Source organism: Marinobacter lutaoensis (assembly GCF_001981305.1).
Taxonomy (GTDB): Bacteria; Pseudomonadota; Gammaproteobacteria; order Pseudomonadales; family Oleiphilaceae; genus Marinobacter; species Marinobacter lutaoensis.
In genome coordinates this window covers 322,545-336,574 of record NZ_MSCW01000007.1, presented here as the reverse complement: position 1 = coordinate 336,574, position 14,030 = coordinate 322,545, and the positions used below count along the sequence as shown (strand labels likewise).

The window sequence follows — 14,030 nt, the reverse complement described above, 5'->3', positions numbered from 1 at the left end:
AGGAGGACCAGTATGTCTGAAGTAACGGTAAAACAACTGGCCAGAGATGTAGGCGCTCCCGTGGATCGTTTGCTGAAGCAGATCGTCGAGGCCGGCCTCAAGGCCCGCTCCGAGGACGACTCTGTGACCAGCGATGAGAAACAGCAGTTGCTGGCTTATCTGAGAAAGACCCACGGCGAGGCGGATGCCGAGCCGCGCAAGATCACGTTGAAACGCAAGACCACCACCACCCTCAAAGCCGGCAAGGCCAAGACGGTGAACGTCGAGGTACGCAAGCGCCGTACCTACATCAAGCGGGCCGAGCTGCAACCGGAGCCGGAGCCCGAGGCGCCGAAACCGGAAGAGGTGATCGACGCGCAACCCGCCCCGGCCGCCGCCGAAGAGGCGACCCCCGCGGTGGCGGAAGCTCAGGCGCCGCAGGCTGCGGACGCGGCCCAGGCGCCGGAGGCCGAAGCGAAGCCGGAGGCCGCGCCGGATACCACGCCGTCGGAATCCGAGGAAGCGCCTTCCGATGAGAGCGCGCCGGCGGAGCCCGAGGCCGCTGAGCCCGAGACCGCCGAAGGCGTGGCTGTCCCGCCGCCGGACAAGGACGGCAAGGACCGCAAGGGCAAGAAGAAGAGCAAGGTGCGCGAGCGCACAGAAGAGGTCGACGACGGCAAGCCCAAGAAGAAACAGGCGGGTCATCGAGGCCCCCGCAGTCGTCCGGTGGAGGAGCCGGTGCTCATCTCGGATGACGAGGACGAGTCCACGCCGCGTAAGTCGCTGCGTGTGAAAAAGAAACCCAAAGAGAAGCGTCATGGCTTCGAGAGGCCGACCAAGCCCATGGTACGAGAAGTGGAAATCCCCGAGACCATTACCGTTGGCGATCTGGCCCAGCGCATGGCCGTGAAGGCGGCGGATGTCATCAAGACCCTGATGGGTATGGGCGTCATGGCCACCATCAACCAGCCGCTGGATCAGGAAACGGCGATTCTGGTGACCGAGGAACTGGGGCACAAGGCCAAACCGGTCAGCGAGGAAGCCTTCGAGGAGGAGATCCTGAGCGAGATCACCGGCGACTCCGAGGGCAAGGAAAAGATCAAACGGGCACCGGTGGTCAGCGTCATGGGCCACGTCGACCACGGCAAGACCTCGTTGCTGGACTACATCCGGCGCACCAAGGTGGCGGCTGGCGAATCCGGTGGCATTACCCAGCACATCGGTGCCTATCATGTTGAAACCGACCACGGCATGATCACCTTCCTGGATACTCCGGGCCACGCGGCGTTTACCGCCATGCGGGCGCGCGGTGCCCAGTGTACGGACATCGTCATTCTGGTGGTGGCCGCGGACGACGGCGTCATGCCCCAGACCAAGGAGGCAATCGACCACGCCCGCTCCGCTGGCGTGCCGATCGTGGTGGCCATCAACAAGATGGACAAGGAAGAGGCGGACCCCGACCGCATCAAGAACGAGCTGTCGGCGCTGGAAGTGATTCCGGAAGACTGGGGTGGCGACACCCAGTTCGTGCCGGTGTCCGCGCACACCGGTCAGGGCATCGAGGACCTGCTGGAAGCCGTGCTGCTGCAGGCGGAAATTCTGGAGCTGGAAGCGTCACCGGATGCCTCGGCCAAGGGCGTGGTCATCGAGTCCAGTCTGGAACGGGGCCGGGGCTCGGTGGCGACCGTGCTGGTCCAGAACGGTACCCTGCACCGGGGCGATATGGTGGTGGCGGGTTCCTACTTCGGTAAGGTTCGCGCCATGACCGACGAGTCCGGCCGTCAGGTCAAGGAAGCCGGGCCGTCTATCCCGGTTGAGATTCTCGGCCTGAATGGTACGCCGGACGCGGGTGACGAGTTGTTCGTGGTGGCCGATGAGCGGAAGGCCAAGGAGCTGGTGGAATTCCGCCAGGCCCGTGAGCGCGAGCAGCGTCTGCAGCGCCAGCAGGCGGCCAAGCTTGAGAACATGTTCGAGAACATGGGCAAGGACGAGGTCAAGACCCTCAACGTCGTCCTGAAGACCGACGTGCGCGGTTCTCTGGAGGCGATCACCAAGGCCCTGCTGGACCTGGGCAACGACGAGGTTCAGGTCAAGATCGTGTCCTCGGGCGTGGGCGGTATCGCGGAGACGGACGTGAGTCTGGCGGCAGCCACCAACGCCGTGATTTTCGGCTTCAACGTACGTGCGGATTCCGCCGCCAAACGCCTGGTCGAACAGGAAGGTCTGGACCTGCGTTACTACAGCATCATCTACAACCTGATCGATGACGTGAAAGCGGCCCTGACCGGCATGCTGGCACCGGAGTACCGGGAAGAGATCGTCGGCATCGCCGAAGTCCGGGACACCTTCCGCTCGCCGAAGTTCGGCCAGGTGGCCGGCTGTATGGTGGTCGAGGGTACCGTGTACCGGAACAAGCCGATCCGCGTGCTGCGTGACAACGTGGTGATCTTTGAGGGCGAGCTGGAGTCGCTGCGCCGCTTCAAGGATGACGTCGCGGAAGTGCGTAACGGCATGGAGTGCGGTATCGGCGTTAAAGGGTACGACGTCAAGGTGGGTGACCAGATCGAGGTGTTCGATCGGGTCAAAGTCGAGCGCAAACTGGAGTCCACGGGGGGCTGATGGCTCGGGAATACAGCCGTGTGGATCGCATCGGCGATCAGATGCAGCGTGAACTGGCGGTGCTCATCCAGCGGGAAATCAAGGACCCGCGGGTGGGCATGGTCACGGTCAATGCGGTCAAGGTCAGCCGGGACCTCGGCTACGCCGACGTGTACGTGTCCCTGATGTCGACCGAGGAACTGTCGGAGCAGTCCCCGGAAGTGCAGGCATCGCTGGCCGTGCTCAACAAGGCGGCCGGCTTCCTGCGCGGCCAGGTCGGTCGGGCCATGAAGCTGCGGGTGGTACCGCACCTGCGGTTCCACTTCGATGCCCTGCTGGGTCAGAGCCGCCGGATGGATCGGCTGATTCGCGAGGCGGTCGGTGACAGCCCGGTGGTGCCGCGGGACGACAACGACGACCCGGTTTCCGATAATCCGGAGCGGGACGCTTGAGGCGGCGACAGAGAGGCCGGAATGTCAACGGCATTCTGGTGATCGACAAACCCCAGGGTGTCACCTCCAACGGCATCCTGCAGCAGGTCAAGCGCCTGTTCGGCGCGGCCAAGGCCGGGCACACCGGTGCCCTGGACCCGCTGGCGACCGGCGTGCTGCCGCTGTGTTTTGGGGAGGCCACCAAGTTCTCCCAGCTGATGCTGGACAGCGACAAGGCCTACGTCACCACCGCCAGGCTTGGGGTGCGTACTGAAACCGGGGACAGCGACGGCGCAGTGGTGTCCGAGCGGCCGGTGCCGGCGCTGACCGAGGCCGCCGTGGAGTCGGTGCTGGACCGGTTCCGCGGCGACATCCAGCAGGTTCCGTCAATGTACTCCGCGCTCAAGCACAAGGGGCGGCCTCTGTATGAGTATGCCCGTGAAGGTGTCGAGGTGGAGCGCCCGGCACGCCCGGTCACCATCCATGAGCTGAAACTGCTGGCGCTGCGCGGAAACGAGCTGGACCTGGCGGTGGCCTGCACCAAGGGTACGTACATTCGCTCACTGGTGGAGGACATTGGCGAGGCCCTCGGTTGCGGCGCCCATGTGACCGCACTGCGGCGTACCCTGGCCTCCGGCTACACCCTGGCGGATGCCCACCGGGTCGAGGACCTGGAAGCGATGCGGGCCCGGGGTGAAAGCCTGGACGGCCTGCTGCTGGCCCCGGATACGGCGCTCTCCATGTTCCCGGAACTGCGCCTGCGGGATGGGGCGCTGCTATCGATCTTGAATGGACAACAGGTTAGAATACCGGGCCAGCCCGTCGAGGGTTTTGCGCGCCTGTACGGCGAGCACGACTTCGTAGGGCTGGTCGAGGCTTTCCCGGAAGGCGAGCGGACCCGTGTGGTGCCTCGTCGGCTGGTGAAAGGGGGCTCCGGACGTGAGTCACGGCGCCCTTAGCCGGGCTGTAGAGATGCGCGGTTCGGCTGGATGAATGAGCATCGCAACCAATGAGGTGACATATGGCACTGTCTGCCAGTGAGAAAGCACAGATTGTAAAAGAGTTTCAGCAAAGCGAAGGCGACACCGGTTCTCCTGAAGTTCAGGTGGCCCTGCTGTCCGCCAACATCGACAAGCTGCAGGAACACTTCAAGGCCAACAAGCAGGACCACCACTCCCGTCGTGGTCTGATCCGGATGGTCAACCAGCGCCGTAAGCTGCTGGACTACCTGAAGCGCAAGAACGCCGACCGGTATCTGGAGCTGATCCAGCGCCTGGGTCTGCGTCGCTGATCCGGCCTTGACAGTCTGGGGCCTGTGCCCGCACGGGGCCAGGCCGTCAACCGGCGGGTTGCCGCCGGTTGAAGCTTCTCTTCCGTGCATTGCCACCGCGGTTGTTTTGCCCGTGACCCCAGGGAGTCGTCTGTCGTAACCGAAAGCACCCTTTGATAGCAGGTTGTTGAAAAGCCCCGGCCGTCGCAGACCGGGATTTTGCAACAGCCTGTTAGCTTTCAGGCAGGCTGCGCCACGAGGTCGCCCAGCAAACACCTGCGGTTCTGTGGGCCCCGATCCGAGCGGTCGGCGGTTCCCGTTGTTCGACAGAACGTTTTTTGACTTTTGCTACAGGAGTGTGTTGTGGAACTGCAACCTCGCACCAAGACCTTTGAAATGGGTGGCCAGACCTTCACCCTCGAAACCGGCCGTATTGCCCGCCAAGCCACCGGCGCGGTGCTGGTCACTTCCGGCGAGACCGCCGTATTGGGGACCGTGGTTGGCGCCAAGGAAGCCAAGCCAGGCCAGGGTTTCTTCCCGCTGACCGTCAACTACATCGAGAAGACCTACGCCGTGGGCAAGATTCCGGGGGGCTTCTTCAAGCGCGAAGGCCGTCCGTCCGAGAAGGAAACCCTGACGTCCCGCCTGATCGACCGTCCAATCCGTCCGCTGTTCCCGGAAGGCTTCATGAACGAGGTGCAGGTGATCTGCACGGTCATGTCCGCCAGCAAGGAACAGGATCCGGACATCGCCGCCATGCTCGCCGCCTCCGCGGCACTGGCCATTTCCGGTATTCCGTTTGAGGGCCCCATCGGGGCGGCACGTGTCGGCTTCACCGACGACAAGGGCTATTTCCTCAACCCCACCTTTGCCGAGCTCGAGAGCTCCCTGCTCGACATGGTCGTGGCGGGCACCGAGGACGCCGTGCTGATGGTGGAGTCGGAGGCCAAGGGCCTGACCGAGGACCAGATGCTCGGGGGCGTTCTGTTCGCGCATCAGGAAATGCAGACGGCCATCAAGGCCATCAAGGAATTCGCCGCCGAAGTCGGCAAGCCGCGCTGGGACTGGCAGCCCGAGCCGGAGAATACGGACCTGCTGAACGCGCTCAAGGCGGAGTTCGGTGCCGCCATCGAGGAAGCCTACGGCATCCGTGACAAGATGGCCCGCTATGAGCGCCTGGGTGAGATCAAGGCCCGGGCGGTCGAGGCGTTCGCCGGCGACGAGGAAGGTCGTCCGTCCGAGGAAGACGTTAAGAAATACCTGGGCAAGATTGAGAAGCAGATCGTTCGCCAGCAGGTGCTGGACGGCAAGCCGCGTATCGACGGTCGCGACAACAAGACCGTACGCCCGATCAAAGTGGAAGTCGGCATCCTGCCCAACGTACACGGCTCGGCCCTGTTTACCCGGGGCGAGACCCAGGCCATCGTTACCGCGACCCTGGGAACCACCCGTGACGTACAGATCATTGATGCTCTGGAAGGTGAGAAGAAGGACGCCTTCCTGTTCCACTACAACTTCCCTCCGTACTCCGTGGGTGAGGCGGGCCGCATGGGCTCACCGGGCCGTCGTGAAATCGGTCACGGTCGCCTGGCCAAGCGGGGTGTCGCTGCGGTGATGCCGTCCATCGACGAGTTCCCGTATGCCATCCGGGCGGTGTCCGAGATCACCGAGTCCAACGGTTCCAGCTCCATGGCGTCCGTCTGTGGCTCCTCCCTGGCGCTGATGGACGCGGGGGTTCCGCTGAAGGCTCCAGTGGCGGGCATCGCCATGGGCCTGGTTAAGGAAGGTGACCGGTTCGCGGTTCTGACCGACATCCTGGGTGACGAAGACCACCTGGGTGACATGGACTTCAAAGTGGCCGGCACCCAAGACGGTGTGACCGCACTGCAGATGGACATCAAGATCAACGGGATCACCGACGAGATCATGGAAATCGCGCTGCAGCAGGCTCACGAAGCCCGTCTGCACATCCTGGAGGAAATGAACAAGGTGATCGCCGAGCCGCGTGCGGAGCTGTCCGAGCGTGCCCCGAGCATCACCGCCATCAAGATCCACCCGGACAAGATCCGTGAGGTCATCGGCAAGGGCGGCTCGGTGATTCGCGCCATCTGTGACGAAACCGGTGCCTCCATCGACCTGGACGACGACGGCAACGTCAAGATCTACGCCGACAACCAGGCCGCCGCCCAGGCGGCCGTCAACCGGATCCGCGAGATCACCGCGGAGATCGAGGTTGGCGCGATCTACAAGGGTCGGGTTGAGCGTATTGTGGACTTCGGTGCGTTCGTGAACATTCTGCCGGGTAAGGATGGACTGGTGCACATTTCCCAGATCTCCGACCGCCGGATCGAGAATGTCTCCGATGAACTGAGCGAAGGTCAGGAAGTGCTGGTCAAGGTGCTGGACGTGGACAACCGCGGCCGCGTGAAGCTGTCCATGAAGGAAGTGAAGGAAGGCGAGCAGCCGACGGACTTCTCCGCCTGATCGCCTTCGGGCCTGGCAAAAACCCGCCGCTCCCCTGGGTCGGCGGGTTTTTTATGGGCTCCGTGTCAGTAGCGGGGCCCGCTTACCCTCCGCTTCCCTTTGCTGCGGTCGCCATGAAGCGAAGCACGTCTTCCCGATATTCCGGAATTACGAAGGTTGCCGCGTGGGGCGTGTCCGTCTGCAGGAAGGCCTTGGGCTCCCGGGCCGCCTCGAACAGGGCTCGGCCATGGTGGAAGGGAATGATCCCATCCCGAACGCTGTGAATCACCAGCACCGGAACCGGGCTGATGCCGGCAATTCTGTCCGTGCCTTCGTAGTCCCCGGGAACGGTCCAGCTCAGCGGAATCTGGAACGCCCAGGTCAGCCAGAACGCCGCCAGTTTCTCCCGGGCGATTGCCCGGAACCCGGAAAAGGTACCGTCTAGGATGACGCCGGTCAGCGCCGGTGTCTCCCCCCGTCGGGTCCACTCGCTGGCCAGCGCGACCCCCAGGCCTCCGCCAAGGCTCTGGCCGAGCAGGTAGACCGGTTGATCGCCCCGTTTCGGGGTGTCGGCAAGCCAGCGCAGGCCGGTTTCGACGTCGTGGAGGGCGCCTTCGAGGTCCGGGTCGCCGGTGGATTGGCCGAAGCCCCGGTAGTCCAGGGTGAACACATTGTAGCCGGCCTCCGGCAGCCAGGCGATGTTGAGGATATGGCTGCTGATGTTCTGGGCGTTGCCGTGCAGGTAGTACACGGTTCCCCTGACGTTGCCGGTCTCGGCAGCGGGTAGCCACCATCCGTGCAGCCGCTCGCCGTCCCCGGTGTCGAGGTAAATGTCGTCGTAGGCCAGGCCGAGTCGGTCGGGAGTCACGTAGGTCACGTGGTCCGGATAGAAAAAGACGCTGCTGCAGCCGGACAGCCCGCCCAGGGTTGTGGCGGCCAGCAGGGCAAGGCTCAGAAATAGGCGTGCAGTCCGGCGTGCCATAGGCTTTGGTACCTGTCGAAGTGGTGGTCCCGGGAGAATTCCGCGAACAGGCTGAAACGGCGCCCCAGATGCCAGCCGCCCTGCAGGTAGAGCTGGTCGCGGCGGTGCTGATCACTGACCAGCCAGGCTTTGGTCCGGACGCCGGCCAGGAGGCTCAGCCGGTCGCTCTGGTGCAGGAGCCCCAAGTCCGCTCCGGGCGCGGCGTCATAGCCCCGGCTCAGGTCGTCGTCAATTTCCAGGTCGGCGGTGGCCAGCGCGAATGCCTGGGTCGCCCCGCCCAGACGCCAGCTGCCACCGGCGCCGCCTTCCAGGTAGGGGGTCAGCACGCGGTCCTGGCCGGTGTCGGTCCGGCGGGCACCAAAGCCCACCTGCCAGGACAGGGGGGAGAAGAACGCATCCCGTGGGCTCAGGGAGCGGATCTCGACGGCCGTCAGCCGTTCCAGCTGGAGTTCGTCGTTGTCGGTGTACACCCGTGCATCCAGCCGCAGGAACTGCAGCTGGGCACCGGGCCGGTAACCGGCGGGCGGGTCCAGCACGTCGTGATAGGCCGGGCGCAGGGTTAGGTTCAGAAACTCGCGGTGATCCTGCTGGCCCGTGCCCAGGCTCAGCCGGAAGGTGTCGTGCCCTTGGTCGTCGCGAACCGGGGGTGTCGGCGGTGTGTCTTTCGGCACTGCACCGTGGATTCGGCTCCGGGCCATCAGCAGCCGGTGGGACAGGGGAGCGGCGTAGCCGCGGGGCCAACCCTCGGCCTCGCTCTGGTAGCGGACGTAATCGTAGGTGGCGTCCAGCACGGCGGCCTGCTCAGGTTCCGGCAGGGCGCGTACCTCGGGGGCGTCCGGGGCAACGTAGCCGTTGGCAATCGCTGCCGCCAGCTGTTGCTGGGGGGCGGGCAGCTGGTCGATCTGGTAGGCCACTGAGGTGGCCGCCGAGGGGCGGTAGTAGACCCGGCTCACCAGCCCTTTGTCGACCACCCAGCGAACCGTGTCCGAGGGGATGGCGTGGGTGCCGACTTCATCCAGTAGGCGCGTGCCCGGTCGTGCCACGTCAATCAGGGCCAACAGCCGGTAGGCGCAATTCTCGTCAAAGAAGTAGTAGTCGAAGCGCTTGTCCTGAATTTCCCAGGCATGGGCCAGCAGGCGCTCCACTTCCGGGCCGGTCAGGTTGAGGGTGTATTCCCAAAGGTCTCGGTGCTCAATGTCCGAGTAGAGGCGAATCTTTTCGTAGTAGGGCTGCACGGTGGTGATGCCGGGGTAGCCACCGAAGATGCCCTTGTAGGCGAACAGGAGTTCACTGTCGTGCGCCTGTGCGTCGGCGGCATAGGAGATGGTGCTGGCCAGCAGCAGGTTGGTCTGTTCGTCCTGCTGTGGCGGGTCCAGGCGCAGGAAGGTGTGACCGAACATCGACGAGGGGCTGTTCAGGTAGGAAGCGGCGAACACCAGGGTCACGGTTTCAGTGTTCAGGGTTCGTTTCCAAGCGTCGTACGCCGGGCAGGTGACCGGCGAGCGGGGCAGGCCGAGTCGCTCCCGGAGCCAGGCGTCGCGGGCGGGGAAGCGACAGCGGGCGTGCAGGTCTCCGTCCCCGGGCGTCTGGATGGCCCGTAGGGTGGCTTCAAGTTCGGCTTTGGGCGAATGTTTGCCGTCGGGACTCAGGAAGAACCGGTCGTCATCGGCCTGGCTGGTGTAGCCGCGACCCAAAGGGCCGGGTTGGTAGTGACCGAGAGTGAGCCAGTCTGGGTCCTGGTACAGGTCTTCGGGGACATCAAGGTCGGTGGCATACAGATTGGCACTGAGGGCAAGCCAGAAGACAGCCAGCCCAAGTCGCAAGGTTTGGCCCATGGGTCCTGCGTGTCCGGTTGAAAGAAAAGAGGGTGGTGGCGCCATCCCTGGCGCCGGGTGGTGCGTCCTTGCCGGATGCGGATCAGGCCGCGACGTATTTGCTCAGCGCTTCGTGCTGCTCCAGAACACCGACGATGGCGTCGATGGCTTCACCGGAGGTGGTGTCGGCGCTCGGGAAGATGGTGGCGAAGTTGTCCTGCAGCACCTTGCGGAACGTTTCGCGGTCACCTTGTTCGACGCCCAGCAGTACCGCCAGGGTGTCGAGGTTTTCACCGGAACCGCGGGACATGTCACGGGCAACTTTGTCGATATTGCTGTCCATGTACATGGCCATGGACTGGACGGCCTCGTTGGTCTGGCAACCCAGGGTGCCGGTGGTCATACCAAAGGTCTGGTTACCGAAAGTACCATTGGTGGTTGCCGCCAGCACGTGAGGCGCGATACCGGATTGTCCTTTCCAGATCATGGCACCCACGCCACAGCCCGGTTGAGCAAAGGCCATGGAAGAAGCACCCAGAAGAATTGCACCTGCGATCAGTTTTTTCATTATCCACTCCTTTCTGTGGTTTAGCTGTCGTCGCATAGACCGCCAGGCCGGCCAGGCCGGACCGACGGGAACGGCCCTGACAGGATCCTGTGGAGACAGGTCAGACCGTAACCCGGAGTATAGTCCAGTTTTCGGAAAAGCAACTGGGAAATATCGTGAGTGTTTGATTTGTGTCGAAAAAAACGGCCCATGCCGGTGCCGGGTGAGGGCAACCGGAGGCAGCCGGGCTGCACTCCGGTGCGAGGTGGGGTTATCCCCCCAGGTAGGCGTTGCGCACGTCCGGGTTGGCCAGCAGGTTCTTGCCGGTGTCGTGTAGGCGGATCCGTCCGGTCTCCAGCACGTAGCCACGGTCCGCCAGGTTCAGGGCCTGGTGGGCGTTCTGCTCCACCAGAAAGACCGTGATGCCTTCGTCCCGCAGCTGGCCGATGATCTCGAAGATCTGCTGGATGACCAGCGGCGCCAGCCCCAGCGAGGGTTCGTCGAGGATGATCATGCGGGGTTTGCTCATCAGGGCCCGGCCGATGGCGAGCATCTGCTGCTCGCCCCCGGACATGGTACCGGCCCGCTGGTGCTCCCGCTCTTTCAGGCGGGGAAAGAGCTCGTAGACGTAGTCCTGGCTCTTGCGGATCTCCGCCTTGGTGTTGAAGAAGCCGCCCATGTGCAGGTTTTCCTCAACGGTCAGGCCGGAAAAGATGCGCCGGCCCTCGGGCACGATGGCTATGCCTGAGCGCATGATCTGCGCCGTGGGCTCGTGGGTAATGTCCCGGCCTTCCAGGATGACCCGTCCCGAGCTTGCCTGCGGGCTGCCACAGACGGTCATCAGCAGGGTCGTCTTGCCGGCGCCGTTGGCACCGATCAGGGAAACGATCTCCCCCTTGTTTACTTCGACGGAAACCCCGTGCAGCGCCTCGATTTTCCCATAATGGGTATGAACGTTTTCAAGTACTAGCATGGTTCTTCCTCAGGCCTCGCCCAGGTAGGCTTTGATCACGTCGTCGTTCTGGCGGATTTCCTCCGGGGTGCCACTGGCCAGGGGGCGGCCCTGGTTGATGACGTTGATCCTGTCGGAAATGCCCATCACCAGACTCATGTCGTGCTCGATCAGCAGCACTGAGACGTTGTAGTCCTCCTTCAGGCTGACGATCAGCTGGTCGAGGTCGCGGGTTTCGGCCGGGTTGAGGCCGGCCGCGGGTTCGTCCAGCATCAGCAGCGTCGGTTCGGTGACCATGCAGCGGGCGATTTCCAGGCGCCGCTGCTGGCCGTAGGCCAGGTTGCCGGCTTCCCGGTTGGCGAGATCGATCAGCCCCACCCGTTCCAGCCAGTAGCGGGCCCGCTCCAGGGATTTTTTCTCCCGGGCGCGATAGTCGGGCGTGCGGACCAAGCCCGCGAGCAGGTTGGTGTTCAGGTGCCGGTGCTGGGCCACCAACAGGTTTTCCACCACCGTCATGCTGTTGAACAGACGGACGTGCTGGAAGGTGCGGACCATGCCCAGGCGGGAAATCTTGTAGTCGGGCTTGCCCTGGATTTCCTGCCCCCGGAACAGGATCTTGCCACCGGTCGGCCGGTAGAAGCCGCTGATGCAGTTGAACACCGTGGTTTTGCCGGCCCCGTTGGGGCCGATGATGGAAACGATCTCGCGCTCCTTGACGTCCAGGGTTACTTGGTCCACCGCCAGCAGGCCGCCGAAGCGCATGGAGAGATTCTTCACTTCAAGCATCTGCCGTCACTCCTGCCCTTTCAGCTCAATGTGCATGCGGCGCATGGGCATCAGCCCCTGCGGGCGCCAGATCATCATCAGTACCATGGCGGCACCGAACACCAGCATCCGGTATTCCGAGAACTCCCGGGCCAGCTCGGGCAGGATGGTGACCGCGGTGGCCGCCAGGATGACGCCAATCTGCGAGCCCATGCCGCCCAGAACCACGATGGCCAGGACGATGGCGGACTCCAGGAAGACGAAGGACTCGGGGCTGATGAAGCCCTGCTTGGACGCGAACACGGTACCGGCAAAGCCGGCGAAGAAGGCACCGATGGTGAAGGCAGAGAGCTTCACCGCGGTCCGGCTCAAGCCCAGAGAGCGTGCCGCGATTTCGTCCTCGCGCAGGGCTTCCCAGGCACGTCCCACCGGCATGCGCATCAGCCGCCGGATCACCAGGGCGGTGAACACCGCCAGCAGCAGTGCGATCAGGTACAAGAAAATCACCTTGTGTTCGCTGGAGTAGGCGATGCCGAACGTCTCATGGAACGAGGTGTTGCCTTCCCCTTTGACCCTGCGGCCGAACTCCATGCCGAACAGGGTCGGCTCCGGAATGCCGCCGATGCCGTTCGGGCCGCCGGTAAGGCTGGTCCAGTTGTTCAGCAGGATGCGGATGATCTCGCCGAAGCCGAGGGTAACGATCGCCAGATAGTCGCCGCGCAGGCGCAGTACCGGGAAACCCAGCACCAGACCGAACAGGGCCGCCAGACAGGCGCCGATGGGCAGCGACATCCAGAAGGAAATCCCAACGTACTGGGACAGCAGGGCGAAGGTATAGGCACCGACGGCGTAGAACGCCACGTAGCCAAGGTCCAGCAGGCCGGCCAGGCCCACCACCACGTTCAGGCCCAGGCCCAGCATGATGTAGATCAGCACCAGGGTGGCCAGGTCCACCGCGCCCCGGGACACGAAGAACGGCCAGAACAGCGCCAGCACCACGATGCCGGTGATGACCCAGGACTCGATCCGGGCCCGCTTGTTCTCGGCCATGGCTTCCCGCTGGGACGGCTGCAGGAACGGCAGCGCCCGGACCTTGCCCATGATGTGGTCCCGGAACAGCTGGAACAGAAACACCAGGACAGCGGCCAGAAATACCAGCATCAGGGTGCCGGCGTCGGCCCCGCTCAGGGTGACGTTGATGCCCTGGGCCTCAAGATTCAGGCCGAGGATCGGGTAGGAAATGATCAGGGTGATCAGCGCGCAGAACAGTGCGTGCTTGATTTTGTGAGCCGCCATTAGATCTTCTCAACCTCCGGTTTGCCAAGCAGGCCGGTGGGTTTGAACAACAGGATGAGGATCAGCAGGCTGAATGACACCACGTCCTTGTATTCGCCGCTGAGGTAGCCGGAGGTCAGGCTTTCCGCCACCCCCAGGATCAGACCGCCGAGCATGGCGCCCGGAATACTGCCGATACCCCCCAGCACGGCGGCGGTAAAGGCCTTCAGGCCAGCGATGAAACCGAACAGCGGATCGATCGAACCGTAATACATGCCCAGGAGCAGCCCGGCCACGGCCGCCAGCGCGGCGCCGATGACAAAGGTGGCGGAGATGATTCGGTTGGTGTCGATACCCAACAGATTGGCCATGCCCAGATCCTGGGACACTGCCCGGCAGGCCCGGCCGATGCGGGAGCGGGAGATGAACAGGGTCAGGGCGGACATGCAGATGAGGGTGGTGATAAAGATGGTGATCTGCATGTAGGACAGGGACATCTGGAAGGTGTCGGGGGAACCGAACAGGAAGCCGCCCTGGATCAGGGCCGGGAAGCCGATGTTGCGGGAACCCTGTGCCAGGTGCACGTAGTTCTGCAGGAAGATGGACATCCCGATGGCCGAGATCAGAGGGATCAGCCGGTGTTTGCCCCGGACCGGCCGATAGGCCACTCGCTCCACGGCCCAGCCCATGGAACTGGCGACGATCATGGCGCAGATGAGCGCGACGATCAGAACCAGGGGCAGCCAGGTGATGCCGAGGGTGGCGAGGCCGGTGATGGCGATCAGCGCGGTGTAGGCGCCGATCATGTAGATTTCACCATGGGCGAAGTTGATCATCCCGATGATGCCATACACCATGGTGTAGCCAATGGCGATCAGGGCGTAGGTGCTCCCGATCGTGAGCCCATTGATGAGCTGTTGAGAGAAATAGAGGAGGTCTTGCATTGTTAGTGAA

Annotated in this window: 12 protein-coding genes; 5 read left to right on the top strand and 7 right to left on the bottom strand. The window is 63.7% G+C overall.

Features of this window, described 5'->3' with window-relative positions:
• Positions 1-12: 12 nt before the first annotated feature.
• The 5 genes from infB to pnp all read left to right on the top strand — a co-directional run bounded on the left by infB (position 13) and on the right by pnp (position 6,762).
• Positions 13-2,598, top strand: a complete 2,586-nt coding sequence (gene infB / locus BTO32_RS11115) for a translation initiation factor IF-2 (protein ID WP_076724708.1) — start codon at positions 13-15, stop codon at positions 2,596-2,598.
• Positions 2,598-3,029: a 30S ribosome-binding factor RbfA gene (gene rbfA, locus BTO32_RS11110; protein ID WP_076724707.1), complete on the top strand. Its 432-nt coding sequence runs from the start codon at positions 2,598-2,600 to the stop codon at positions 3,027-3,029. Before infB ends, rbfA begins: the two co-directional genes overlap by 1 nt.
• The gene (gene truB / locus BTO32_RS11105; RefSeq protein ID WP_076724706.1) at positions 3,026-3,967 is read left to right on the top strand and encodes a tRNA pseudouridine(55) synthase TruB; all 942 of its coding nucleotides are present in this window, start codon (positions 3,026-3,028) and stop codon (positions 3,965-3,967) included. Before rbfA ends, truB begins: the two co-directional genes overlap by 4 nt.
• A gap of 62 nt (positions 3,968-4,029) precedes the next feature.
• On the top strand, positions 4,030-4,299 hold the full coding sequence (gene rpsO, locus BTO32_RS11100) for a 30S ribosomal protein S15 (protein ID WP_076724705.1): 270 nt from the start codon (positions 4,030-4,032) through the stop codon (positions 4,297-4,299).
• Positions 4,300-4,647: 348 nt separating this feature from the next.
• Positions 4,648-6,762 (top strand): polyribonucleotide nucleotidyltransferase, encoded by a 2,115-nt coding sequence (gene pnp, locus BTO32_RS11095; RefSeq protein WP_245820335.1) that lies wholly within the window; start codon positions 4,648-4,650, stop codon positions 6,760-6,762.
• An 82-nt stretch (positions 6,763-6,844) separates the two neighbouring features.
• Here the strand turns inward: pnp and BTO32_RS11090 are convergent, their stop codons facing one another.
• From BTO32_RS11090 to livH, 7 genes are all read right to left on the bottom strand, one after another.
• Positions 6,845-7,723 carry an alpha/beta hydrolase gene (locus BTO32_RS11090; RefSeq protein ID WP_076724703.1) on the bottom strand — a complete coding sequence of 293 codons (879 nt, stop codon included), beginning with the start codon at positions 7,721-7,723 and terminating at the stop codon, positions 6,845-6,847.
• Entirely contained in the window at positions 7,693-9,558 is a 1,866-nt protein-coding gene (locus tag BTO32_RS11085; RefSeq protein WP_076724702.1) for an Lnb N-terminal periplasmic domain-containing protein, read from the bottom strand. Before BTO32_RS11085 ends, BTO32_RS11090 begins: the two co-directional genes overlap by 31 nt.
• Positions 9,559-9,640: 82 nt before the next feature.
• A complete protein-coding gene (locus tag BTO32_RS11080) occupies positions 9,641-10,105 on the bottom strand; it encodes a DUF3015 domain-containing protein (RefSeq protein WP_076724701.1) in 465 nt (154 codons plus the stop codon).
• Positions 10,106-10,355: 250 nt separating this feature from the next.
• Positions 10,356-11,057, bottom strand: coding sequence for an ABC transporter ATP-binding protein (locus BTO32_RS11075; RefSeq protein WP_076724700.1), 702 nt, complete (start codon positions 11,055-11,057; stop codon positions 10,356-10,358).
• A gap of 9 nt (positions 11,058-11,066) precedes the next feature.
• The gene (gene livG / locus BTO32_RS11070) at positions 11,067-11,822 is read right to left on the bottom strand and encodes a high-affinity branched-chain amino acid ABC transporter ATP-binding protein LivG (protein WP_076724699.1); all 756 of its coding nucleotides are present in this window, start codon (positions 11,820-11,822) and stop codon (positions 11,067-11,069) included.
• A gap of 6 nt (positions 11,823-11,828) precedes the next feature.
• On the bottom strand, positions 11,829-13,097 hold the full coding sequence (locus tag BTO32_RS11065) for a high-affinity branched-chain amino acid ABC transporter permease LivM (RefSeq protein ID WP_076724698.1): 1,269 nt from the start codon (positions 13,095-13,097) through the stop codon (positions 11,829-11,831).
• On the bottom strand, positions 13,097-14,020 hold the full coding sequence (gene livH / locus BTO32_RS11060; RefSeq protein ID WP_076724697.1) for a high-affinity branched-chain amino acid ABC transporter permease LivH: 924 nt from the start codon (positions 14,018-14,020) through the stop codon (positions 13,097-13,099). The genes BTO32_RS11065 and livH overlap by 1 nt, the downstream gene beginning before the upstream one ends.
• Between the last annotated feature and the right edge of the window lie 10 nt (positions 14,021-14,030).